The 20,570-nt window shown below is 65.6% G+C and carries 20 protein-coding genes and 2 pseudogenes; 9 read left to right on the top strand and 13 right to left on the bottom strand.

All coding sequences use genetic code 11. The features are described from left to right. The first annotated feature begins 221 nt into the window (after positions 1-221). A complete protein-coding gene (locus tag ACIBI6_RS05170) occupies positions 222-1,634 on the top strand; it encodes an MDR family MFS transporter (RefSeq protein ID WP_396955369.1) in 1,413 nt (470 codons plus the stop codon). A gap of 344 nt (positions 1,635-1,978) precedes the next feature. On the opposite strand, the gene ACIBI6_RS05165 is transcribed toward ACIBI6_RS05170, so the two are convergent. Then, on the bottom strand, positions 1,979-2,722 hold the full coding sequence (locus tag ACIBI6_RS05165) for a hypothetical protein (protein ID WP_364343765.1): 744 nt from the start codon (positions 2,720-2,722) through the stop codon (positions 1,979-1,981). Beyond that, complete coding sequence (locus ACIBI6_RS05160) at positions 2,719-2,928, bottom strand: hypothetical protein (RefSeq protein ID WP_364343768.1); 210 nt, start codon at positions 2,926-2,928, stop codon at positions 2,719-2,721. The genes ACIBI6_RS05165 and ACIBI6_RS05160 overlap by 4 nt, the downstream gene beginning before the upstream one ends. A 165-nt stretch (positions 2,929-3,093) precedes the next feature. Here ACIBI6_RS05160 and ACIBI6_RS05155 point away from each other — a divergent pair, with 165 nt between their 5' ends. Further along, positions 3,094-4,479 (top strand): flavin monoamine oxidase family protein, encoded by a 1,386-nt coding sequence (locus tag ACIBI6_RS05155; RefSeq protein WP_396955368.1) that lies wholly within the window; start codon positions 3,094-3,096, stop codon positions 4,477-4,479. 2 nt (positions 4,480-4,481) lie between these two features. Here ACIBI6_RS05155 and ACIBI6_RS05150 read toward each other — a convergent pair whose 3' ends face one another. From ACIBI6_RS05150 to ACIBI6_RS05135, 4 genes and pseudogenes are all read right to left on the bottom strand, one after another. Continuing rightward, complete coding sequence (locus tag ACIBI6_RS05150) at positions 4,482-5,141, bottom strand: class I SAM-dependent methyltransferase (RefSeq protein WP_396955367.1); 660 nt, start codon at positions 5,139-5,141, stop codon at positions 4,482-4,484. A 144-nt stretch (positions 5,142-5,285) separates the two neighbouring features. Continuing rightward, a pseudogene (locus ACIBI6_RS05145) lies at positions 5,286-5,462 on the bottom strand (hypothetical protein); the annotation flags it as partial. 138 nt (positions 5,463-5,600) lie between these two features. Beyond that, complete coding sequence (locus ACIBI6_RS05140; RefSeq protein WP_364343777.1) at positions 5,601-7,031, bottom strand: amino acid permease; 1,431 nt, start codon at positions 7,029-7,031, stop codon at positions 5,601-5,603. 93 nt (positions 7,032-7,124) lie between these two features. Continuing rightward, positions 7,125-7,952 carry an NADPH-dependent oxidoreductase gene (locus tag ACIBI6_RS05135; RefSeq protein WP_396955366.1) on the bottom strand — a complete coding sequence of 276 codons (828 nt, stop codon included), beginning with the start codon at positions 7,950-7,952 and terminating at the stop codon, positions 7,125-7,127. A gap of 110 nt (positions 7,953-8,062) precedes the next feature. On the opposite strand from ACIBI6_RS05135, the gene ACIBI6_RS05130 reads away from it, so the two are divergent. Then, the gene (locus ACIBI6_RS05130) at positions 8,063-8,827 is read left to right on the top strand and encodes a siderophore-interacting protein (protein ID WP_364343783.1); all 765 of its coding nucleotides are present in this window, start codon (positions 8,063-8,065) and stop codon (positions 8,825-8,827) included. Positions 8,828-8,887: 60 nt separating this feature from the next. Here ACIBI6_RS05130 and ACIBI6_RS05125 read toward each other — a convergent pair whose 3' ends face one another. Genes ACIBI6_RS05125 through ACIBI6_RS05115 form a run of 3 tightly spaced genes read right to left on the bottom strand, consistent with a single transcriptional unit; the run spans position 8,888 to position 11,626 of the window. After that, positions 8,888-9,982, bottom strand: a complete 1,095-nt coding sequence (locus ACIBI6_RS05125) for an ABC transporter substrate-binding protein (protein WP_396955365.1) — start codon at positions 9,980-9,982, stop codon at positions 8,888-8,890. Further along, positions 9,943-10,830, bottom strand: a complete 888-nt coding sequence (locus ACIBI6_RS05120; RefSeq protein ID WP_396955364.1) for an ABC transporter permease — start codon at positions 10,828-10,830, stop codon at positions 9,943-9,945. The genes ACIBI6_RS05125 and ACIBI6_RS05120 overlap by 40 nt, the downstream gene beginning before the upstream one ends. Further along, positions 10,820-11,626, bottom strand: coding sequence for an ABC transporter ATP-binding protein (locus ACIBI6_RS05115; protein ID WP_364343792.1), 807 nt, complete (start codon positions 11,624-11,626; stop codon positions 10,820-10,822). Before ACIBI6_RS05115 ends, ACIBI6_RS05120 begins: the two co-directional genes overlap by 11 nt. A gap of 146 nt (positions 11,627-11,772) precedes the next feature. On the opposite strand from ACIBI6_RS05115, the gene ACIBI6_RS05110 reads away from it, so the two are divergent. The 3 genes from ACIBI6_RS05110 to ACIBI6_RS05100 all read left to right on the top strand — a co-directional run bounded on the left by ACIBI6_RS05110 (position 11,773) and on the right by ACIBI6_RS05100 (position 14,791). Beyond that, positions 11,773-13,473, top strand: a complete 1,701-nt coding sequence (locus tag ACIBI6_RS05110; protein ID WP_364343795.1) for a sensor histidine kinase — start codon at positions 11,773-11,775, stop codon at positions 13,471-13,473. Next, positions 13,455-14,126, top strand: coding sequence for a response regulator (locus ACIBI6_RS05105; RefSeq protein ID WP_396955363.1), 672 nt, complete (start codon positions 13,455-13,457; stop codon positions 14,124-14,126). The genes ACIBI6_RS05110 and ACIBI6_RS05105 overlap by 19 nt, the downstream gene beginning before the upstream one ends. A gap of 125 nt (positions 14,127-14,251) precedes the next feature. Continuing rightward, positions 14,252-14,791, top strand: a complete 540-nt coding sequence (locus ACIBI6_RS05100; protein ID WP_364343801.1) for a hypothetical protein — start codon at positions 14,252-14,254, stop codon at positions 14,789-14,791. Between the two features lie 445 nt (positions 14,792-15,236). Here the strand turns inward: ACIBI6_RS05100 and ACIBI6_RS05095 are convergent, their stop codons facing one another. Continuing rightward, the gene (locus tag ACIBI6_RS05095; RefSeq protein WP_396955361.1) at positions 15,237-16,376 is read right to left on the bottom strand and encodes a tellurite resistance/C4-dicarboxylate transporter family protein; all 1,140 of its coding nucleotides are present in this window, start codon (positions 16,374-16,376) and stop codon (positions 15,237-15,239) included. A gap of 136 nt (positions 16,377-16,512) precedes the next feature. Between ACIBI6_RS05095 and ACIBI6_RS05090 the strand changes: the two genes are divergently transcribed. After that, positions 16,513-17,559: a Gfo/Idh/MocA family oxidoreductase gene (locus ACIBI6_RS05090; RefSeq protein ID WP_396955360.1), complete on the top strand. Its 1,047-nt coding sequence runs from the start codon at positions 16,513-16,515 to the stop codon at positions 17,557-17,559. 51 nt (positions 17,560-17,610) lie between these two features. After that, positions 17,611-18,411 (top strand): M50 family metallopeptidase, encoded by an 801-nt coding sequence (locus ACIBI6_RS05085; RefSeq protein WP_396955359.1) that lies wholly within the window; start codon positions 17,611-17,613, stop codon positions 18,409-18,411. Between the two features lie 14 nt (positions 18,412-18,425). On the opposite strand, the pseudogene ACIBI6_RS05080 reads toward ACIBI6_RS05085, so the two are convergent. Next, positions 18,426-18,827 (bottom strand): annotated as a pseudogene (locus ACIBI6_RS05080) (phosphatase PAP2 family protein); the annotation flags it as partial. Positions 18,828-19,116: 289 nt separating this feature from the next. Here ACIBI6_RS05080 and ACIBI6_RS05075 point away from each other — a divergent pair. Beyond that, positions 19,117-19,338: a hypothetical protein gene (locus tag ACIBI6_RS05075; RefSeq protein ID WP_364343822.1), complete on the top strand. Its 222-nt coding sequence runs from the start codon at positions 19,117-19,119 to the stop codon at positions 19,336-19,338. A gap of 1 nt (position 19,339) precedes the next feature. Here the strand turns inward: ACIBI6_RS05075 and ACIBI6_RS05070 are convergent, their stop codons facing one another. Both ACIBI6_RS05070 and ACIBI6_RS05065 read right to left on the bottom strand, forming a co-directional pair. Beyond that, on the bottom strand, positions 19,340-19,816 hold the full coding sequence (locus tag ACIBI6_RS05070) for a gluconokinase (RefSeq protein ID WP_364343861.1): 477 nt from the start codon (positions 19,814-19,816) through the stop codon (positions 19,340-19,342). Between the two features lie 108 nt (positions 19,817-19,924). Further along, positions 19,925-20,452: an RDD family protein gene (locus ACIBI6_RS05065; RefSeq protein WP_396955358.1), complete on the bottom strand. Its 528-nt coding sequence runs from the start codon at positions 20,450-20,452 to the stop codon at positions 19,925-19,927. Positions 20,453-20,570: the final 118 nt, after the last annotated feature.

Here is a 20,570-nt window from a genome sequence, read left to right as displayed (position 1 = left end):
TTCAGTAGAACGTGCACACCAAGCTCACGACCGCCTCAGGAACCGGACCCTCTTACCGGCACCCTGGCGCTCCCACGTATGCGTGCCCAGCCACAAGGCCACCACAAGGTGACGGCACAGCAGATCGCGACCAAGCCCCGAAATAATTCCGTGCGGGAATAGCTGCGGCCGCGATACGTTGCTCCGGGGTGGTTAGTGGAGCGAAGGAGAGGGGCCGGTCGGTGGCAGTCGAGGCAGTGGAGTCGTCCGTCGGTCTGCGATCCGATCGAGGTGCGATCCTTGCTTCGCTGATGCTCGCGACAGGGCTGGTCGCGCTGGATTCCACCATTATCGCGACCGCGGTGCTGACCATCACCGACAGCCTCGGCGGATTCTCGCAGTTCCCATGGTTGTTCTCGATTTACCTACTGACACAAGCAGTTACGGTTCCGGTGTACGGCAAGGTTGCCGATACGGTCGGGCGCAAACCGGTAATCCTGTTCGGCATCGCGGTTTTCGCGCTCGGCTCGCTGCTGTGCGGTGTGGCGACGAGCATGCTGGGCCTGATCATTTTCCGCGCGGTACAGGGCATCGGCGCGGGCGCCATCTTGCCGATGACCATGACCATCGCGGGCGACCTCTATACGCTGACCGAACGCGCCAAGGTTCAGGGTTATCTGGCCAGTGTGTGGGCGATCTCGGCGGTCGTGGGACCGCTACTGGGTGGACTGTTCGCCGAATACGTCAGCTGGCGCTGGATCTTCCTGATCAATATCCCGCTGTCCGCACTCGCCGGGTGGATGCTGGTCCGTAACTTCCAGGAGATCACCCCTCGCCGCAAGCAGCGCGTCGACTATCTCGGTGCGGCACTGCTCACCGTCGGCGCGGGGGCGTTGATTCTCGGTTTGCTCGAGGGTGGACAGGCCTGGGCCTGGTCGTCGCCGACCGGCATCGGCATCTTCCTCGGCAGCGCATTGGTGCTGGTGCTGTTCGCTCTGGTCGAGCGACGAGCCGCGAATCCGATTCTGCCGCTGTGGGTTTTCACGCGACGGGTCATTATCGCCAGCAGTCTGGTCTCGGTGCTGGTCGGCGCGATCCTGCTCGGCATGACCTCCTATGTGCCGACTTTCACCCAGGGTGTGCTCGGCACCGGGGCACTGATCGCCGGTCTCACCGTCGGCGCACTCACCCTCGGCTGGCCGCTGGCCGCATCACAGGCCGGAAAGGTGTACCTGCGCATTGGTTTTCGCGCGACCGCGCTGATCGGCAGCACCCTGGCCACGATAGGTGCCGCAACCACGCTGCTGATCGATGAGAATTCCTCGCTGATCCAGGTCGCCGCTTCGTGTTTCGTGATCGGCACCGGCATGGGCCTGGTCGCAACACCCACCTTGATCGCGGCGCAGACGACGGCGGAATGGTCCGAGCGCGGCGTGGTCACCTCGGCGAATATGTTCGCCCGATCATTGGGCAGTTCGGTCGGTGTCGCGATATTCGGCGCGATCGTGAACTCACGCGTCGGCGACACCGACCACCCGGCTCCGGTACTGCTGTCCTCGGCGGTGCATCTGGTCTTTCTCGCGGTCGCCGCGATGGCCTTGGTCATGGTGACCGCATCCGCGATGATGCCGCGCCTGGGCACGAACGCCGCCTAGTGCTTTCGGCGGCTGTGCGTCCACCCAGAAGTCGCGGACCAAGCCGCGGCGCAGCTGCCAGAGCCTGTTGGCGGCGAATTCGCGCAGCCCATCGCTGCTGATCCGCTTCCGCGGCACGCCAATTGCCATTGACCGCGGTGGCGATGCCCGCCGACACGCCTCGAAGCCCTGGCCGACATCCAGCGCCCCGCCTTCGGCGAACGTGTCCGCCTCCACCACAGCCCTGCGACCACGACACCTAGGCGGTCGTGGTCTGTGCCGATGCCATCAGGAACTCGATCCGCGCGATGCGCAGGCGCGGCTGCCTCGCCCGACGATCACCGAGTGACCGGTCGGATCCGTCGTTACCAAGCAGAACGCCGATCGGCGATTTCGGTCAGCGCGCGATCGCGCTGCTCGACCGGCAACTCTTCGGCGGCGGCGCGGACCGCGTCTATCGCGGATTCGGAGAGCACGTCCAGCGCGCCGCGATATTCCGACCACAGATCGTATTCAGCTGTGGCCCACAGCATTTCGATGATCTTATCTCGAGAAGCCAGGTTGACGAAGCGTTCCAGCTGTGCGGCATCGTCGACGAGGTGGGCCGAGCGGACGAGTGCGACGCCATCGAGTGCGGATTCGGTGGCGCGGGCCGCGGTATCGGAGATCGAGGCAACCAGATCGCCGAGGGTGATCCAATCTTCGCGTGCCGCGAGCTCTTTGCCGACCGCGACAATAGTCGCCTCGGGCAGAGCACCGATTATGGCCGCGGAATGGCGTGGATCGAGTCGGGCGGCGATATCGGCGAGAAAGTCGACCGGCAGACGCTTGGCAACCTCTACCGCGTGTGACGGGTCGAGCACGCCCGACATCCGGGCCGCGAGCAGCGCACCGCGGCTGCGCGCGACCATTTTCGCGGTGATCGGCGTCGGAATCACCTTGGACGCCTGGGCAACCCGATGCAGTCCAGCCTCCTGTCCGGCCACGAACAGATCCGTGACCTGACGGCGGAACTCACGCAGATCCGCATCGGGTACGTCGGCCAGATAGGCCAGCTGTTCGACCGGAACACCCAGTGTCCGGGCGAGTTTCAGCAATTGCGCCGTCACAGTCCGGCCGCCTTCTTGACCGGGCCACGCAGGAAACGCGGCAGAAAGTCGAGCATTCCGAGGGCCGCGGCCTTGAGCTCGTCGGCCTGCCGCCATCGGGCATCGACGACCGCCTGGGCGAGTTCGGCTTGGTGCTCCGGGCTCAGCGCGGCAATGCCAGGGGGTAGATCCTCGGATATCAGTTCCGCCAGCGTGTGCTCTGTCATGGTTGCCTCCGTCGGGCACATCGGGTTCATGATCACAGTGGGGCGATTTACGGCTCGATGCAAGGAAACGGTGCTGTTCGGGGCATTGCCGGGGTCGTATGCCCTAACGTCGGAGCATACGACCGAGTCGTCGATCGATCGGTCACGGGTGGATCGGTGGTCGCCATGGGTATCGAGCACACAGTGGATATCGCGGTGATCGGCGGCGGACTGGCCGGATTGACGGCGGCTCGGCAGTTGCGTCGCGACGGATTCGATGCGGTGGTCGTCGAGGCGCGGGATCGGGTGGGTGGTCGAACGCTGAACCATCCGATCGGGGACGGCAAGATCGTCGAGGTGGGTGGGCAGTGGGTCGGTCCCGGTCAGGATCGGGTGCTGGCGCTGATCGAGGAATTGGGACTGGAGACGTTTCCCACCTACACCGCCGGTCGGCACCTGTTCGAACATCGCGGGAAACTGCGGCGCTATCGCGGTCGGATTCCGTTGATCGCCTCCGCCGCACTGCTGGATGCCTATATCGGTCTGCAGCGGTTGGATCGAATGTCGCGCGCGGTGCCAGCGGCGGCACCATGGTCGGCGGCCCGGGCACGGCAGTGGGATGCCGAGACCGTCGAGTCGTGGATGCGGCGCAATCTACATTCGGAGATCGCGCGCCGGGCTATCACGATGGTCTGCAAAGCGGTGTGGGCCGCGGACCCTGCCGACGTGTCACTGCTGCATCTGCTCGCCTATCTCAATGCCGGTGGCGGTGTGGATTCGATGATCGAAACCGACGGTGGCGCACAGCAAACCCGGATCGTGGGCGGTTCGCAGCGGATCGCGCTGGCGCTGGCGGAGCAGTTGGGCGAGCATGTGCTGTTGAATACGCCGGTGCGCAAGATCGAGCAGTCCGAGGGGGCCGTTGTCGTACACGGCGATGAGATTCGAATCCTTGCCCGCCGAGTGATCGTGGCAATGAGTCCAGCGCTGGCTGGCCGGCTGCTGTACTCCCCCGCGCTGCCAGCCGATCGCGACCAGTTGACCCAGCGCATGCCGAACGGCTCGGTCATCAAGACCATGGCCGTGTACGACGTACCCTTCTGGCGTGCCGATGGCTTGTCCGGGCAGGTCACCGCCGCCACCGGACCGGTGAAGGTCACCTTCGACAACTCCCCGCCGGATGGGAATCCCGGTGTGCTGCTCGCCTTCCTGGAAGGCGGCGATGCCCGACGACTGGGCCGCTACCCGCGCGAAGAACGCCGCGACATCGTGATCTCCAGTCTCACAAGGTTTTTCGGCCCGACGGCGGCCACACCCATCGACTACATCGAGAAGGACTGGTCCGCCGACGAGTGGACCCGCGGATGCTACGGAGCCTTCATGCCACCCAACACCTGGACCGAATACGGGCCGGCCCTGCGCGCACCGATCGGCCGAATCCATTGGGCTGGAGCCGAAACCGCGACCATATGGATGGGCTATATGGATGGAGCGATCCGCTCGGGTGAGCGAGCCGCCGCCGAGATCACCGCGTTGGTCACTGGGGACCGAAAGCCCACAGCGGTGGGCTGACCTCATCTCGCAGTCGAGCGGATGAATTCGGCGCGCCACCGTTGCGTCTCGTGATTCGCTTCGATCTCCACTGCCCGAAGTCCCTCAGCCGCAAACGAATTGACCTCCGACCAGGTCAGCGGCCACGGCGGTCCACTGACCTGCTCTCCCTCCGCTCGGATTCCGGCGATCACGATCAACTGACCGCCCAATGCCACGGACCGCCGGATATTGGCGATCGCGGTGTCGCGCACCGACACCGGCATCGACTGCACCGTAATCGACTCGACGACCAGATCGAACGCATTCCGCCACGCGGCGGGAGGATCCAGCAAATCGGCCGCCACATACTCCACGGATGACTCCGGAAATCGTTGTCGCACTTCGGCAATCGCGGTCGGTGAAATATCGAAGGCGGTGCTCACGAAGCCGAGCCGCGCGATGTACTCCGCGTCCTGCCCGTACCCGCATCCGATCACCAGTGCCCGACGCCCGACACCGTCCGCAGCGCGCCGCTCGGCCCACTCGACCAGCATTGGATTGGGCTGATCGCGATCCCACGGCACGACCGCGTCCCCGGCGGCCGCCTCGGCATACAGCCGCTCGAACCACCCGGTCGGATCGTCCTTCGCAATCGACTCCGCGGCCAACCTGCTGGCATCGGCATCTCGATTCACAGCCATCCAGCCAGTCTCGCACGAGGGCCAGAGCGCTCACGACCGCTTGATGACCCGGACGCGCTGCCACACTTCGACGACGAGCAACTGCCGTTCCTGGTCAACTCTCGCCAGATAGCGATCGACTCGGCGTCGGGCAACCGGCCGACATCAGCTGCAGCCGCGCCGGAAGGCCTCGGCGACCTCCGCTCGCTCGCTGAGGATCTGGCGGCGGCGGTTCACCATGGTCTCCGCTATCGAGGCCTTCGCGACGAGGGCACGGTAGAGGGCGACGGCGTCTTCGATAGCATCGCGAGCGCCTACGCCCGCAGCGGGGCTGATGGCGTGATCGGCATCGCCACAAGGATTACGTCATCTCGGGGTGGGCGCGGATGCGTAAGCGGCACACGGCTCCGGCGAGTATCGCGTCCGCGATGCCGCCGCCGATGATCGTGACCATGTGCCTCCTCAGGCCGGTGCGGACTGCTAGGCCACCGGTTCGGCTACCGCGCCGCCCTTGCCGAGCTTGGTCATCGCCAGATAGCCGCCGCAAACCAGCACACCCCAGACCACTCCGACGATAATCGCGGTACGCCCGCTCTCGGTCCAGAACAACAGGACGACAACCAAACCCAGGAAAGCCAGCGCCAACCAGGTAGTGATCGGAGCACCGGGCAGCCGGTAATCGCTGGCGGGCAGTTCGCCGCGGCCGACCTTGGCGCGATAGATCAAGTGGCACACCAGGATTACGCCCCAGACGAAGATGATGCCGATGGTGCTGACCGAGGTGATGTAGTTGAACGCCTTATCCGGCGAGATCACATTGACGATCACACCGATGACCATCGCGGCCGCCGAAGCGGTGATGCCGACATACGGCACCGCGCGCGAACTCAGCTTGTTCAGCCCCGCAGGCGCCTCCCCGTGCAGCGACAGCGTCCGCAGCATGCGACCGGTGGAGTAGATGCCGGAATTGCACGACGACAGCGCCGCGGTGAGCAGCACGAAATTGATGATCCCCGCGGCACCCGGAATACCGATCTGCTGGAAAACCTCGACGAACGGGCTCTTACCCGCGTGGAAGTTGCGCCAGCTGGCCACCGACATGATCACCACGAGCGCGCCGACGTAGAACAGGCCGATCCGGAACGGCAGGGTATTGATCGCCTTGCGCAACGTCTGGCGCGGATCCCGTGCCTCGCCCGCGGTCACGCCGACCAGTTCGACGCCGACGTAGGCGAAGAGCACGATCTGCAGCACCAACAGCGACTGTCCGAATCCGTTCGGGAACACACCGCCATCGGCCCACAAGTTGGTGACCGTCGGGTTGGCGGCATGACCGAAGCCGATCGTCAACACCCCGATGCCGATGAGGATCATCGCGACGATCGCGGTGACCTTGATGGCGGAGAACCAGAATTCGCCCTCACCGAACAGCCGCACCGAGATCAGGTTGGCGCAGAACATGACCGCCAACACCACCAGCGCGGTCAGCCACGGCGCGATATCGAACCAGTACTGCACATACTTCCCTGCGACGGTGATCTCGGCCATACAGGTCGCCACCCACACCGCCCAGTACGACCACCCGGTGACGAATCCCGCGAAGCGCCCGAGGAATTCGTGCGCGTACTCGGCGAAACTGCCCGAGATCGGCCGGTAGGTCAGCAACTCCCCCAGCGCTCGCATGATCACGAAGATCGCCAGACCCGCCACGAGATAGGCCAGGATCAGCCCCGGCCCCGCCTGCTCGATCGCGCCGCCCGCACCATAGAAAAGGCCCGTGCCGATCGCACCACCGATCGCGATCATCTGAATGGTCCGCGGGCTCAGCCCCCGGGAGTAGCCCTCTTCACCGGATACAGCCGGGTCGGTGGGCGCCGATTCAGCTTGTAGCTGACGGTCAGAGGCTGTCATGGTGCGGTCCTTCGCCTGGAGCTCGAGATCGATCAGCCCGTCACGCTACCGGCCGCACCACCGGACTGCCGCACGACCCGAACCACACCGCGATCAGTGCAGGCGGAAGCCGTGATTCGCCAGGGACTCGCGGAGCCGCTGGCGGCCGTTGAGGCTGGCGGCGGAGGCCAGGCGGGCCAGGACGCGTTCGGTCCAGGAGTGCGCGAGTTGCTGTTCGGCATAGAACTCGGCGATGCGGTCTTCGTAGGCCGCGACGTGGGTGCGTTGAGTGGGGAGGTCGTAGGTTTCATGGTGGAGTACGGCCGGTTGTGGGAGGCGCGGTTTGACGCGGGCGTCCTCACTCGGATCCGGGTGTCCGACAACGAGCCCGAAGACAGCGAACACCTGCTCGGGCAGTTTCAGTTCCGCCGCAACCTGTTCCGGATTGTTGCGGATCGCACCGATATAGACGGTCCCGAGGCCGAGGGATTCCGCGGCGACGACGGCATTCTGCGCGGCGAGGGCAGCGTCGATGAAACCGACATAGCTCGATTCGAGGTAGTCGGCTCCGACCAGCGGCGCTTCGCGATCGTCGGCGAGTTGGCGCAGCCGGGCGAAATCGGCGGTGAATACAAGCAGCACCGGGGCCTGTTCGATATGCGCCTGCCCGCCGGCGAGCGCGGCGAGGCGGGCCTTGCGCGCCGGATCGCGGACCGCGATGACGCTCCATACCTGCAGATTGGAGGAGGTCGGCGCGGACTGGGCCGCGGAGATGAGCAGGCGCAGGGTGTCGTCGGAGACCGGGTCGGCCAGGTAGCGGCGCACCGAGCGGTGTTCGTGCAGCACCTGCAGCACCGGATTCCACTCGGCGGGCTCGGTCGGATTCGGATCCCGATAGCGCTGCTGGACGGCGATGGCGGGGCTCGGCACGGTCTGCGTCATGCCGATCATCCTGTGACATGTACGGTGCGCCCGTCTGCGGTAACCCTCAGCATGAACCGAACCGGGTACGGTTGGTAAGGCAAGCCTAATTAGAAATAGTGGAGGTTACCTTGGCACGACCCCGCACCACTCTGACGGTGCAGCGCACCGAGCGGCTGACCCCGCATCTGATCCGGGTGCATTTCGGCGGACCCGGATTCGCCACGTTCCGGCCGAGCGAGTTCACCGACTCGTACGTGAAGTTCATTTACCCGCGCGACGGGATCGATGTGCTGCGCACCTACACCGTGCGCTCGGTCGATCCGGATGCCGGTGAACTGGCCGTGGACTTCGTCTACCACGGCGACGAGGGCATTGCCGGCCCCTGGGCCGCCTCGGTCCGGCCAGGCGACACCATCGACTGCTTCGGACCGGGCGGAGCCTATGCGCCGCGCGCCGACGCCGACTGGCACCTGCTGGCCGGTGACGAGGCGGCACTGCCCGCGATCGCGACCGCGCTGGAAGGGATGCCCGCCGATGCGGTCGGGTACGCGTTCGTCGAGGTCGCCGGACAAGATGACGAACTGAAGCTGGACAAGCCGGCCGGCATCGAGCTGACCTGGCTGCATCGCGGTGCACGCGAGCCGGGCGATGTGCTGGCCGAAGCCGTGCGTGCGGCAACGTGGCGCGATGGCCAGGTGCAGGTCTTCATCCACGGCGAGGCGCGCGCCGTCATGCAGGATCTACGCCGCTATGTCCGCCGCGAGCGTGGCATCTCCGCGGACTGGGCGGCCTCGATCTCCGGCTATTGGCGGCGCGGCCGCACCGAGGAGGGCTTCCGCGAGTGGAAGGCCGAATTCAAGGCCCAGGACACCGAGGATGCGCCGACCAGGTGAACGGCCGAAATCCCATGGCGAGCGGATGTTCGCCGGTCGCCATGGGATTTCGTGGTGTCGCTACTGCTGATTCGCGCGCAGCGCCTCCTGCACGAACTGCGTCGTGTAGGTCTTCGACAAATCGATGCGGTCCTTGACGGGCGCCACATTCTTCGAATACTTGCCGAGCACGTTCAGCACATTCTCGGCGCCTTCGGATTTCATCAGGCCGGTGCCGTTGAACATGCCGATCGAGTCGCGGATGGACTGGACATAGAGATCCCGGCCCGCACTCGCGTATTGCGAGGGCATCTTGTCGGCGATCTCCTCAGCGGTGTGCGTCTTGATCCACTGCAGCGTCTGCACGAAGGCGGTCGTGATCTTCTGCACGATATCCGGATGCGCGTCGACGGTATCGCAGCGCATGTACAGCGACGATGCCGGATACAGCCCGCCCAATGCCGCCCGGGTGCCCTCCTCGGTCCGCATATCCACCAGAATCTTCGCCTCACCGGAGTTCACCATGGTGGCGACCGTCGGGTCGGTGGTCATGCCCGCATCGATGCCGTTGTGGTTCATACCCGCGATAAAGGTCTGTCCCGCACCGACTTTCACGCGCGTGTAGTCGGCGGTGGTCATCCCGACCTGCCCGGTCAGCGCCTGGGTGAGGAAGTCGGTCGAGGAGCCGAGCGAGGTCACACCGAGGTTTTTGCCGCGCAGATCAGCCAGCGATTTGATACCGGCCGCATCCGCCTTGGAGACGAGTTCCACTTCGCCCGGCACATCGGCGAATTGGACCACCGAGGTCAGGCACTGGTCCTTGGCCTGCAGATCGATGGTGTGGTCGTAGAAGCCGACCACGGCCTGCACATCACCGGTCAGCAACGCGGTTTCGGCACTCGCGCCGGACTGTTCGCCGAGCAGTTTGACATCGATATCGTTCTTCTCGAAGAAGCCGAGTTTCTCGGTGAGCATGGCGGGCAGGTAGATCACCTTCTCCAAACCGCCGACCATAATGGTGATCTGGGGCCGCCCGTTTGCCATCGGAATGGTTCGGGAGTCCCGACAACCGGTCGCCAGCAGCAGTGCCGCGATGACTCCGAGAATGATCGTCAGATGTTTGACGTACCGCATGATCAGATCCCGTGGCTCGAAGTGGCCTGCGACGGACGCCATTTCAGCAATCGGCCCTCCGCCACACTGATCGCCCATTCGGCAAGCAGAGCGATGACGGTGATGATGATCATGCCCGCGTAGATACCGGCCGAATCGAAGGTGCCCTGGGCATTGCTGATCAGCAGACCCAAGCCCTTACTGGCACCGGCATATTCACCGACGACCGCGCCGATCAGCGCGAAACCGAAGGCGGTGTGCAGGCTGGACAGGATCCAGGTGGTCGCGCTCGGCAGCACGATCGAGCTCAGCACCTGACGCTTGCTCGCACCGAGGATGCGAGCGTTATTGATGACATTGCCGTCGACCTCACGCGCACCGGTGAAGGCATTGAAGAATACGGCGAAGAACACCAGCACCACGACCGTCGCGACCTTCGAGCTGAGCCCGAGACCGAACCAGATGATGAACAGCGATGCCAGCACGATTCGCGGAACGGCGTTGAGCGCCTTGATGAACGGCGCGAGCACCTCGGCCCAGTACCGGCTGCGGCCGAGCAGCGTGCCGAGAACGACACCGGCCACCGCGCCGATCACGAAGCCGAGCACCGCTTCCTGCACGGTGGTGTACATCTGCAGCCAGATTGATCCGAACTGCGTTCCCTCGGTGAACCATTCGACCAGCCGGTCCCAGATCAGCGAGGGCTTGGAGTAGAAGAAGGGGTCGATCCACAGCGTGGCGGTGAGCTCCCACGCGCCCAGCCACACCGCGATCAGCGCTATCCGCAGACCCCAGGTGCGCAGCCGGTTGCGGCGCAGGTTGGTCCGCACGCGTGCGAGAATCTGCTCCTCGGTTTCGATTTCGACCTCGGGCGCGGACTTCGCCGCATCTTCGAGCACGTTATGCGACACGGGAGGCTCCCTTGCCTCGGGCTGCCTCGACCTGATCGCGCAGCGTTTCCCATATTTCCTTGTAGATATCCCGGAATTCGTTGGTGAGCCGGACCTCCTCGACATCGCGCGGACGCTCGAGCGAGACCGGGAAGTTGCCGCAAACCGTGGCCGGGCTGGCGGTCATGACGACGACCCGGTCGGCGAGCACGATGGCCTCTTCCAGATCGTGGGTCACGAAGATAACGGCCGCGCCGGTGCCCGCCCACACGCGCAGCAACTCGTCCTGCATCAGCTGCCTGGTCTGCACGTCCAGCGCGCTGAACGGCTCGTCCATCAGCAGAATCTCGGGATCATTGACCAGAGTTTGCGCCAGTGCGACGCGCTTGCGCATACCGCCGGAGAGCTGATGCGGATAGTAGCTCTCGAATCCGGCGAGACCGACCTTGTGCACCCAGCCGCGGGCCTGTTCGCGTGCTTCGGCCTTGGACTTGCCGCGCAGGCGCGGGCCGAGCGCGACGTTATCGATGACGCTCTTCCACGGCAGCACCGCGTCCTGCTGGAACATGTAGCCGATGCCGTCGGGGATGCCGTGGACATCCTTGCCGCGCACCAGCGTCCGCCCGGCCGAGGCCGGCTCCAGCCCGGAGACCAACGACAACGTCGTCGACTTTCCGCAGCCCGTCGGGCCGACCACGGCGACGAATTCGCCGGGTCGCACCGCGAGGTCGAGATTGCGGACGGCAGTGTGGATTCCGCCGCCGGTGCCGGGGAAGCGCTTCGTCGCGCTCCGCAGCTCGATGAGTGGTTCGGTCATTTTTCTTGCTCCTAGCGGATCAGGTAGAGCGAACCTACGTGGGCCCGGTCACACTTCGAGGCTTGTGCGCACAACCGGCGCAAACGACCGATTCGAAGGTTGTGCGCATTCTGCTCACGCCCGTCTGCGTGGTTTATGCTGCGGAAATGGCCAACGACGGCAGAGCACAACGGCGCGCGACCGGACACTTCCGGTTGCGTACCCAGGTGCTGCTGCTGCAGATCGTGATCGTCTCGGTGACCCTCGGCGCCGCCTTCGCGGTATTCGGCTACGTCAGCGGCCAACGACTCAACGACCAGTACGGGCAGCGCGCACTGGCTATAGCGCGCAGCATCGCGGCCGAACCAGTGGTGCGCGAGGAGGTCACACGGTATGCGCCCGGCACGGTGACACCCGAGCTGCGGGCGGAGCTCACCGCGGGACCGCTGGAGCGGATAGCCATCGATACGACGCAGCGCACGGGCGCACTGTTCGTGGTGATCACCGACGATGCCGGAATCCGGTTGGCGCATCCGGACCAGACACGACTCACCGAACATGTGAGCACGGATCCGTCGGAGGCGCTGGCGGGCCGAGAGGTGATCGTCAAGGAGCGCGGCACGCTCGGACCATCGGTACGTGCGAAAGTCCCTGTGATGGAGGCTGACTCGGATCGCATTGTCGGCGCGGTGAGCGTCGGTATCCCGACCACCGCGATTCGCGAGCAGTTACTCTCCGATCTGCGTGCCGCGGCGCTGTTCATCGCCGCGGCGCTGCTGATCGGCATCGCGGGTTCGGCATTGCTGGCGCGGCGCTGGCGCGGATTGACGCTCGGACTCGAGCCTGCCGAACTGGCCGAACTGGTCCAAGGTCAGGCGGCGGTGCTACACGGCATCGGCCGTGGTGTGCTTGCCGTCGATTCCGCTTGGCGCACAACATTTGTCAATGACGAGGCGCGGCGGCTGCTCGGGATCAGCGCCGAGATCGGCAGGCCGGTCGACGAGATCGGTTTGACGCCACGGGTGCTGGAGGTCTTCCGCGCGCTCGACGAACAACCGACACCGGCCACCATCGGCTCGCATATCGTGGTGGTCGCGGCCCGGCCGGTTACCCGTGACGGACGCGATCTCGGTGCCGTGCTCACCGTGCGCGATCGCACCGATGTCGAGGCGTTGACCCGCCAACTCGACGCCGTGCAATCGATGAGCACCGTACTGCGCGCCCAGCGTCACGAGTTCTCCAACAAGATGCACCTGCTCAGCGGACTGCTGCACGGCGGCCGCACGGGGGAAGCCTCGCATGTCATCGATGAGCTGATCGGTGCCGGTCCACTCGGCGCGGCAACACCCGGCATCGATGCGATTCACGACGCGTATCTGCAGGCCTTCCTGGCGGCCAAGGCGGCGCATTCGCGCGAGAGCGGTGTCGAACTGGTACTCGGCCCGAATACCTGGGTGGACGGCAATCTCGCCGAACCTGTCGATGTCACCACGGTGCTCGGCAATCTGCTCGACAATGCGATCGAGGCGGCGCGGATAGCCGACAATCCCACCAAGCAGGTGGAAGTCGAACTGGTGCAGGAGGATTCGTCGCTGCACATCGCGGTCGCGGACAGCGGTGACGGTGTCGCGCCCGAAATGATCGACACCCTGTTCACCGAGGGCACCTCCACCCGCGAGGATCGCGGTGTGCCGGGCGGGCGCGGCGTCGGCCTCGCGCTGATCCGCCAGATCGCCCGCGCGCACGGCGGCGATGTCCGGCTCGCCAGTGCGCGTGGCGGTGCGCCGCCGCTCACCGGTGCCGAATTCATTGCCCGAATCCCCGGAGTACTCGTAGACAGCGAAATGCCATGGCCGCAACAGATCTGACCGTGCTGGTGGTGGACGACGACTTCCGCGTGGCCAATCTGCACGCCGGAATCGTCGAATCCATAGCGGGTTTCACCGTAGCGGGCACCCCGAATACGCTGGCTGGCGCGCGGGAACTCAACGCCGCCAATGCGATCGATCTGGCGCTGGTCGATGTGTATCTGCCCGATGGTTCTGGCATCGATCTCGTGCGCGAATTGCACTGCGACGCCATGGTATTGACCGCAGCCACCGAAAGCGCCACCGTTCGAGCCGCATTCGCCGCCGGCGCACTCGCATATTTGGTGAAACCCTTCCCACACACCATGCTCGCGGCCCGCCTGGCCGGATACGCCCGCTATCGCCGCACCCTCGCCGCACCCCAGATCGATAACGCTGCCATCGAGGCCGCACTACAGGCGCTGCGCCCGACCTCGACGCCCGCCGCGGCCACCGTCATCGCCTCCCCTACCAAAGATCTTGTCCTGCACACCATCCTCGAGGCCACCACACCCCTGTCCGCCGCCGAGGTGGCCACCGCCATCGGCATCTCCCGCGCCACCGCCCAGCGCTACCTCGCCGCCCTGGTCGCCAAGGGCACTGTCCAGATGCGTCTGCGCTACGGCACCACCGGCCGCCCCGAACAGGAGTACACCGCCGTACCGCGCCGCTGAATACCCCTGTCGGTCTCGACCGAAATCGGAGACATTAGCATTAGGCGTGCCTAACCTTAACCAGGTTGGGCGAGTTGTGTGAGTGAGGATCGACAAATGCATGGCCGCGACTTGGAGCGGCGCCGATGACGGCGCTGGTAGGCGGGGTACATACCCGGCACGGTTTCGCGATCCGGACGGTCGCCACCTGCGCCGCGCTGGTGACGGCGATCTGGCTGTCGACCCAATTGCACTGCACGCCGGCGCTGCACCATGCGGCGCTGCTCATCCACCTGGCATCGCTGGTCCTCGGCTTCGGTGCGGTGTTGGCGGTGGACTATTTCGCCGTAGCCTGGGTGCTGCGCCGCACACCCCTGCGCGAAATGCTGACCGTCGCCGATCGCCTCCAACTGCCCATCTGGCTTGGCGTCATCGGTCTGGTCGCCAGCGGTGTACTCCTGGAACCGAATATCGCCAACCACGCCACCCAGACCAAAATGGCACTCGTCGTCGCCCTGACCCTGAACGGCCTACAAGCATCCCACTTCACCGACCGGGTCGCGGCTCGCGGCGGAATCCTCGACCGACCACTGATCGCCCGCGGCGCGATAACCCTGCTCATCTCCCAGGCCTGCTGGTGGGGTGCGCTCTGGATCGGCTTCTGGAACACCACCAACCGCGCGTGATCCTCGGTTCGTACCGCTGAGCGCCACGCTCGCACCGACGCCGATGATCATTAATCCGCCGGTGGTGCCGACGGATTCGAGGCGGCGCGTGACCGGACGAACCACGCCCGCGCGGCACCCGCGATCATGGCCCACATGCCGCCGGAAATATTTGGATGCCGAGCGCGATCGCCCCGAGCGTCAGCAACTGCAATGGCTATGCGCCGGTGGCCGGGTCGGCGAACTGCGGTAGGACGGCGCGAAGAACACGATGGTCTTCGGATTCGTCGCGCCGACGACCACACCCGCCTACCGCTTCGACACGGCCGAGCGCCCGCGCCGCAGACGACGCCGCAAGGCGGAACTCATCGGTCCCGTGGGATATCGGTAGACCGCAGCCGGTATTGAGACGGGTGCGCTATTGCTGCCGATCCGCGTGCTGGAGGCAGAGCGAATCCGATGCCGATTACACGGACCGACCGGATTCGAAAGTCGTTCGGTCCGCGAGCAATACGGCAAAGGTGAGCGCCCACGCACCCATGGCAAGCACGAGCAGTAATTCGCCGAGCGTGCGCAGTGCGGGCAGGTCGGTGGCCGCACCGGTGGCCAGCGTCGCGACCGCGGTCATGCCGAGCGGGAAAACCCTGGCCCAGCGCCGGATGTCGTATTCGGGTCGCGGACGAATCACCTCCGCGACCATCAGGATCGCGTAGCCGAACAGGTTGATGCCGAGGACGGTCAGCGCGACCACATCGAGCAGCCGATGCGCTGTGCCGGTCCACCGATATGCGCCGGCGAGTTCGGCGGCCGCCAGCGTCGAAATCGCGAGCGCACCGGTGGCGACCCATTGGTCGCCCGCACCGATCCACACGTGCCGAATATCGAAGTGGACCAATGCCGCTACATAGAGCAGCACACCGACACAGAACAACGCTAACGCCAACCAAGCGAGCCAATTACCGACACCGGCCAGCGCCAGTGTCCCCGCCAGCACCGCGAGGCCCTCGGTAGAAACACAAACCAGGAATGCCGCGCCCGGCATCCGCCGATTCCGATGCCGCAGCACCGCGAGCAATAATCCCGGCCAGATCGCGGCGGCCAGCACCAATAATGCGAAGGCCGCAATCTGCCAGCCCGATAGCGATAACCGCGTCCCGATTACCGTCGTCGCCGCGACCCCGGTCAATGCGGGCAGAGTATCGGTCTCGGCCTCCCACTGCGAACGATGCCACAGCAGCCGCTTGCCGAAATCGATCGGGACCAACACCCATACCGCGGCCGCGAGCGCGAATATCAGCCATGAGACGACCTCGAATCCGGTGAGGTGCAGCCCCACCGAAATGATTGCGGTCGCCATGACGAATGATCCCGCCACCGGGGGTAGCTCCTGCCACCATCGCTGTGCCACTCGGATATCACATCTCGAAACGCGATCTTGGTCAAGCAACTCGGTAGCAAAGCGATTTCGGCGAGGCGGCCGCGGAATGCTGCGCAATTGGGTTTCGATGGAGCCGGTTAGTCGCGCACACCGTCCGAAGATCAGGTGGCAGGATTTATGACTGAACCGGATGCGCTGTTGTTGCGGACCAGCAAATTCTTTCACCATGTTCGCCCTCGAGTCGTCGCGCCTCGAGTTCCAGCGCCGCGAAGGTCGACTGCATATCGGTGCGAATGCCGCGCTCCCAGATCAGCCGGAAGATCAGCCGAAACGGACCGTCAAGCGGTCCGGTAGCGTCGCAACGATGAGCCTGCAGGTCGCCATAGTCGGGTACGGACTGGCCGGGTCGGTATTCCATGCACCCCTGATCGCCGCGCAGCCGAGGATGCGGGTGGCGGCAGTGGTCACGGGGTCGCCTGAGCGAGCGGAGCAGGCGCGGCGCGAGCACCCGGGGGTGCGGGTGCTGGCGAGCGCCGACGAGTTGTTCACCGATATGGCGGGTATCGATCTCGTGGTTATCGCAACGCCGAATCGAACGCATGCGCCACTGGCTCGACAGGCTTTGGACGCCGGGCTGCCGGTGGTCGTCGACAAACCGTTCGCGGTGAATGTGGTCGAGGGCGAGGATCTGATCGCGCGGGCCGAGCGCGCCGGTCTGGCGCTGTCGGTATTCCAGAACCGGCGCTGGGACGGCGATTTCCTGACCGTGCGCCAGCTGATCGCGGATGGGCGGCTCGGCGAAGTGCGCCGTTTCGAGTCCAGGTTCGAGCGCTGGCGTCCGGTGCCGAAGGGCGGCTGGCGCGAAGTCGGTTCCGCCGACGACGGCGCCGGACTGCTGTTCGACCTCGGCAGTCACCTGATCGACCAGGCGGTGACGCTGTTCGGTCCCGTGCGCTCGGTCTACGGCGAACTGGACCGGCGGCGGCCGAATATCCAGACCGACGACGACGCCTTCGTCGCACTCACCCACAGCTCGGGTGTGCGATCGCACCTCTGGATGAGTGCGGTAACTCCGCAGCTAGGGCCCCGCTTCAGGGTGCTCGGTTCCGAAGCCGGTTACCTCACTTACGGATTGGATCCACAGGAGGAGGCGCTGCGGTCGGGCCGCCGCCCCGGGGACGGCCCTTGGGGCACTGTCGAACCCGAGCGGTGGGGAACGGTGGGCACGGAACCCACCGTCGAACCGGTCCCCACGATCGCGGGCGACTACCCCGCGTTCTACGACGCCATGGCCGCCGCACTCCTCGACGGCGCACCCGTTCCGGTCGACCCACACGACGCCGTCACGACCTTGCGATTGCTCGACGCCGCCCGCAGATCGGCGGATCTCGGAGAGCTCGTCACCACCTGACCGGCTCGCAACGACTCAGCGAAGCTCGCCGCGGCCGGATAAGGTGCGGCGGTGCAAACAGCGGAATTCGTCGAGCGCGGCGCCTCCATCGCGGACCGGCTCACCACAACCCAGGCCGCGCCACCATGGTGGTTGGTCCTCGCAACCGCCGTCGCGGCCCTGATTCTGGTCGGATACAGCCCGCTGTGGCGGATAACCCGCAATGTGGTCACCATCGCGCACGAGGGCGGCCATGCGCTCACCGCGCTGCTGACCGGCCGCAGGCTCAACAGCATCACACTGCACTCCGACACCTCCGGCCTAACAGTATCGAGCGGAAAACCCTACGGCCTCGGCATGATTCTGACCGCGATGGCGGGCTATCCGTCGCCACCGCTGCTCGGTCTCGGTTTCGCCGCCCTCCTCGGCGCCAACCGGATCACCCTCATGCTCTGGACCGCGATCGCCCTGCTCGCCGCCGTCCTGATCAAGGTGCGCAACATATACGGGCTGCTGACGGTATTCGGCTTGGGCGCCATCGTCTTCGCGGTGTCCTGGTTCGGGACCGATACGGTGCAGGCCGGTTTCGCATATCTCGGCGCGTGGTTCCTACTGCTCGCGGGCACCCGGCCGGTGATCGAATTGCAGCGTGGGCGGGTTCGTCGCTGGAATATGCCGCAGGGCGCGGATTCCGATGCCGATCAGCTCGCCCGGCTCACTCACATCCCCGCGCTGCTGTGGGTATTCGTCTTCGGTGCGATCGCGGTGGCCGCGCTGGTCGGCGGGGCGCTGCTGCTGTCGGAGGCCGCGGGTGTCTGCATTCCCAATGTCTCCGGCGCAGAGTGCACCACACCGGCCCTGCCCACCAGATAAGTCCGGTACGCCGCCAGACACAGCGCAAGCCACAGCGCGCCGATACTCCAGCCGCCGAGCACATCGGTCGGCCAGTGCACGCCCAGATACCAGCGGGAAAGGCCAACGGCCACAACGAATACGGCCGCGACGGTCACGACGATGCGGCGGGCGGCCGGGCGGTGCGATCGCGAAATCACCACCGCGGCAAGGAGTCCGATCACCACGATCGATCCGAGACTGTGACCGGACGGAAACGCCTGATTGGTCTCGGTGACCAGACGATCCGCCTCGGGCGGGCGAGTGCGTCCGACGAGATGTTTGCCGACCACGACGAGCACGCCCGCACCCACGGTGGCGACGCCGGCCAGTACGGCCTCCGGCCACCGCCGACGCCAGACCAGCACGAGACATAGGACCACCGCCAACCCGGTCATCGCCAGCGTGCCACCCAAGTCGCTGACCCTGATCGCGACCGGCGTCAGCAGCCCGTCACGCCGCTGGACCACCCAATCGGTCCCCGGCTGATCGATCGCGGTGATCCCGTCGTGCCCGAGCACGCTGCCGGTAATGGCGAAGACCATCGTGGTCAGCACCACGATGCTCCAAACCGGTAGCGGACGACTTGTCATACCTCCACCATGCCAGATTCGCAGCTGTGAGATTGCTGAGTGTCCGGCCGAGTATCTACCGGACATACCGATCCGATGTCGTAGGGTGTTGGCCGTGAATCGATGGCCGGACCACGCCAGCACCGGACCGGACGAGCACTCGCCAGTGGCGGAGTTGGCTCGCGCCCTGATCGACGCGATATGCGATACCGTCGCGGGCTGGCTGCATCCGTTCGCGGGTGCGGCGACCGTACCGCTGCTGCTGCTCACCCCACTGCTCATTCTCGGCGTGGCCTGGCTGGCGACCCGAGTCGTGCGTCGACGCACGAATACCTGAGTCAGCTCGACTGCCAGGCGGTTACCGCCTCGCGAACGAGTTCGGCAGGATCCTGCGTCGCATCCACCGTGATGCCGAATTCATCGGAAGCCAACGGCTGCAAGGCGGCGAGCTGCGAATCGAGCAACGTCGCCGGCATGAAATGACCACGGCGAGTCTGCATCCGGCGGGCCAGTTCCGCGCGCGATGCGGACAGATGGACGAAGAACGCCTCGGGTGCGGCAGCACGCAGCCGATCGCGGTAGCCGCGCTGGAGCGCGGAGCAGCTGACCACCCCGCCGCGCTCGCGCCGCTCTCCAAGCCACGCCGCCACGATATCGAGCCACGGCGCGCGATCCGCATCCGTCAGTGGCACACCGGCCGCCATCTTCTCGATATTCGAAGCCGGATGGAAATCGTCGCCCTCGGCGTATTCGACCTGCAGCGTGTCGGCAAGCAGCGCACCGACCGTGGACTTTCCAGATCCGGAGACGCCCATTACGACCACGATCGGCCGATCTGGCCCGGCCGTCACGCGGCCGCCATCCCTCGTCGAATCGCTGCGCGATGCTCGTGTCATACGAGACCTCCACTCACCACGCCGACCCTATCGGTAGCCCGCGCTACGACGCCGCGAGGACGAAAGTCTCGGCAACCTTGTCATGCCAGCCCTGCCGAGCGACATGATCGAAATAGGGCGACACCGCACAGACCACCCCCAGATACCGCACAGAACGCTCGGCAGCACGAGAGTCGCCCAGCGCATCAAGGCCGCCGCCGCGCCGATACCTTCTCCCGGCGCGTCGGCGGTTTCGATCCGCACGACCCGAATGCCGAGCGCCTTCTTCCCGAAGGTCGCGCCCTGTGTCGCGGTCAAGCCGACTTCGTAGGCGATGCAGGCGAGCAAGCCGAGTACGACAACCAGCAGCGTGGTCCCCCCGCCGAATCCGGGATCAGTATCGACGGGGAATTCACTCGACGAGTCGGTGCTCACGACCACGACGGCGGCGACAATACCGATCGGTATGCCGACGATGACGGTATCGATGAGCCGCGCGCACAGCCGGGTCCGCATACCCGCGAGCCGATACCGACCGGAGGGGATGGTGAGGTAGGCGGTACTGGGCGTGCTCAAGATTCCCCTCCGTGTGTGATTGCCGACGGCCGCGGGAACAGGAGTCGACCCGCCGAGCTCCCCTCCACATGGCCCGGCCGGCGTGATTCCTGTTCCCGCTCGACGACCGGACGTTATG

The sequence above is a fragment of the Nocardia sp. NPDC050412 genome, assembly GCF_044458825.1.
Taxonomy (GTDB): Bacteria; Actinomycetota; Actinomycetes; order Mycobacteriales; family Mycobacteriaceae; genus Nocardia.
The sequence above is the reverse complement of the archived record's forward strand: the minus strand, read 5'-3'. Positions and strand labels throughout refer to the sequence as shown.

What these genes read in the sequence shown, in the direction of transcription:
- ACIBI6_RS05135 (WP_396955366.1), bottom strand. Translation starts at nt 7,952, where the DNA reads ATGACGCAGACCGTGCCGAGCCCCGCCATCGCCGTCCAGCAGCGCTAT.
- ACIBI6_RS05110 (WP_364343795.1), top strand. Translation starts at nt 11,773, where the DNA reads ATGGCCAACGACGGCAGAGCACAACGGCGCGCGACCGGACACTTCCGG.
- ACIBI6_RS05115 (WP_364343792.1), bottom strand. Translation starts at nt 11,626, where the DNA reads ATGACCGAACCACTCATCGAGCTGCGGAGCGCGACGAAGCGCTTCCCC.
- ACIBI6_RS05125 (WP_396955365.1), bottom strand. Translation starts at nt 9,982, where the DNA reads ATGGCGTCCGTCGCAGGCCACTTCGAGCCACGGGATCTGATCATGCGG.
- ACIBI6_RS05140 (WP_364343777.1), bottom strand. Translation starts at nt 7,031, where the DNA reads ATGACAGCCTCTGACCGTCAGCTACAAGCTGAATCGGCGCCCACCGAC.
- ACIBI6_RS05155 (WP_396955368.1), top strand. Translation starts at nt 3,094, where the DNA reads ATGGGTATCGAGCACACAGTGGATATCGCGGTGATCGGCGGCGGACTG.
- ACIBI6_RS05105 (WP_396955363.1), top strand. Translation starts at nt 13,455, where the DNA reads ATGGCCGCAACAGATCTGACCGTGCTGGTGGTGGACGACGACTTCCGC.
- ACIBI6_RS05150 (WP_396955367.1), bottom strand. Translation starts at nt 5,141, where the DNA reads ATGGCTGTGAATCGAGATGCCGATGCCAGCAGGTTGGCCGCGGAGTCG.
- ACIBI6_RS05070 (WP_364343861.1), bottom strand. Translation starts at nt 19,816, where the DNA reads ATGGGCGTCTCCGGATCTGGAAAGTCCACGGTCGGTGCGCTGCTTGCC.
- ACIBI6_RS05090 (WP_396955360.1), top strand. Translation starts at nt 16,513, where the DNA reads ATGAGCCTGCAGGTCGCCATAGTCGGGTACGGACTGGCCGGGTCGGTA.
- ACIBI6_RS05095 (WP_396955361.1), bottom strand. Translation starts at nt 16,376, where the DNA reads ATGGTGAAAGAATTTGCTGGTCCGCAACAACAGCGCATCCGGTTCAGT.
- ACIBI6_RS05100 (WP_364343801.1), top strand. Translation starts at nt 14,252, where the DNA reads ATGACGGCGCTGGTAGGCGGGGTACATACCCGGCACGGTTTCGCGATC.
- ACIBI6_RS05160 (WP_364343768.1), bottom strand. Translation starts at nt 2,928, where the DNA reads ATGACAGAGCACACGCTGGCGGAACTGATATCCGAGGATCTACCCCCT.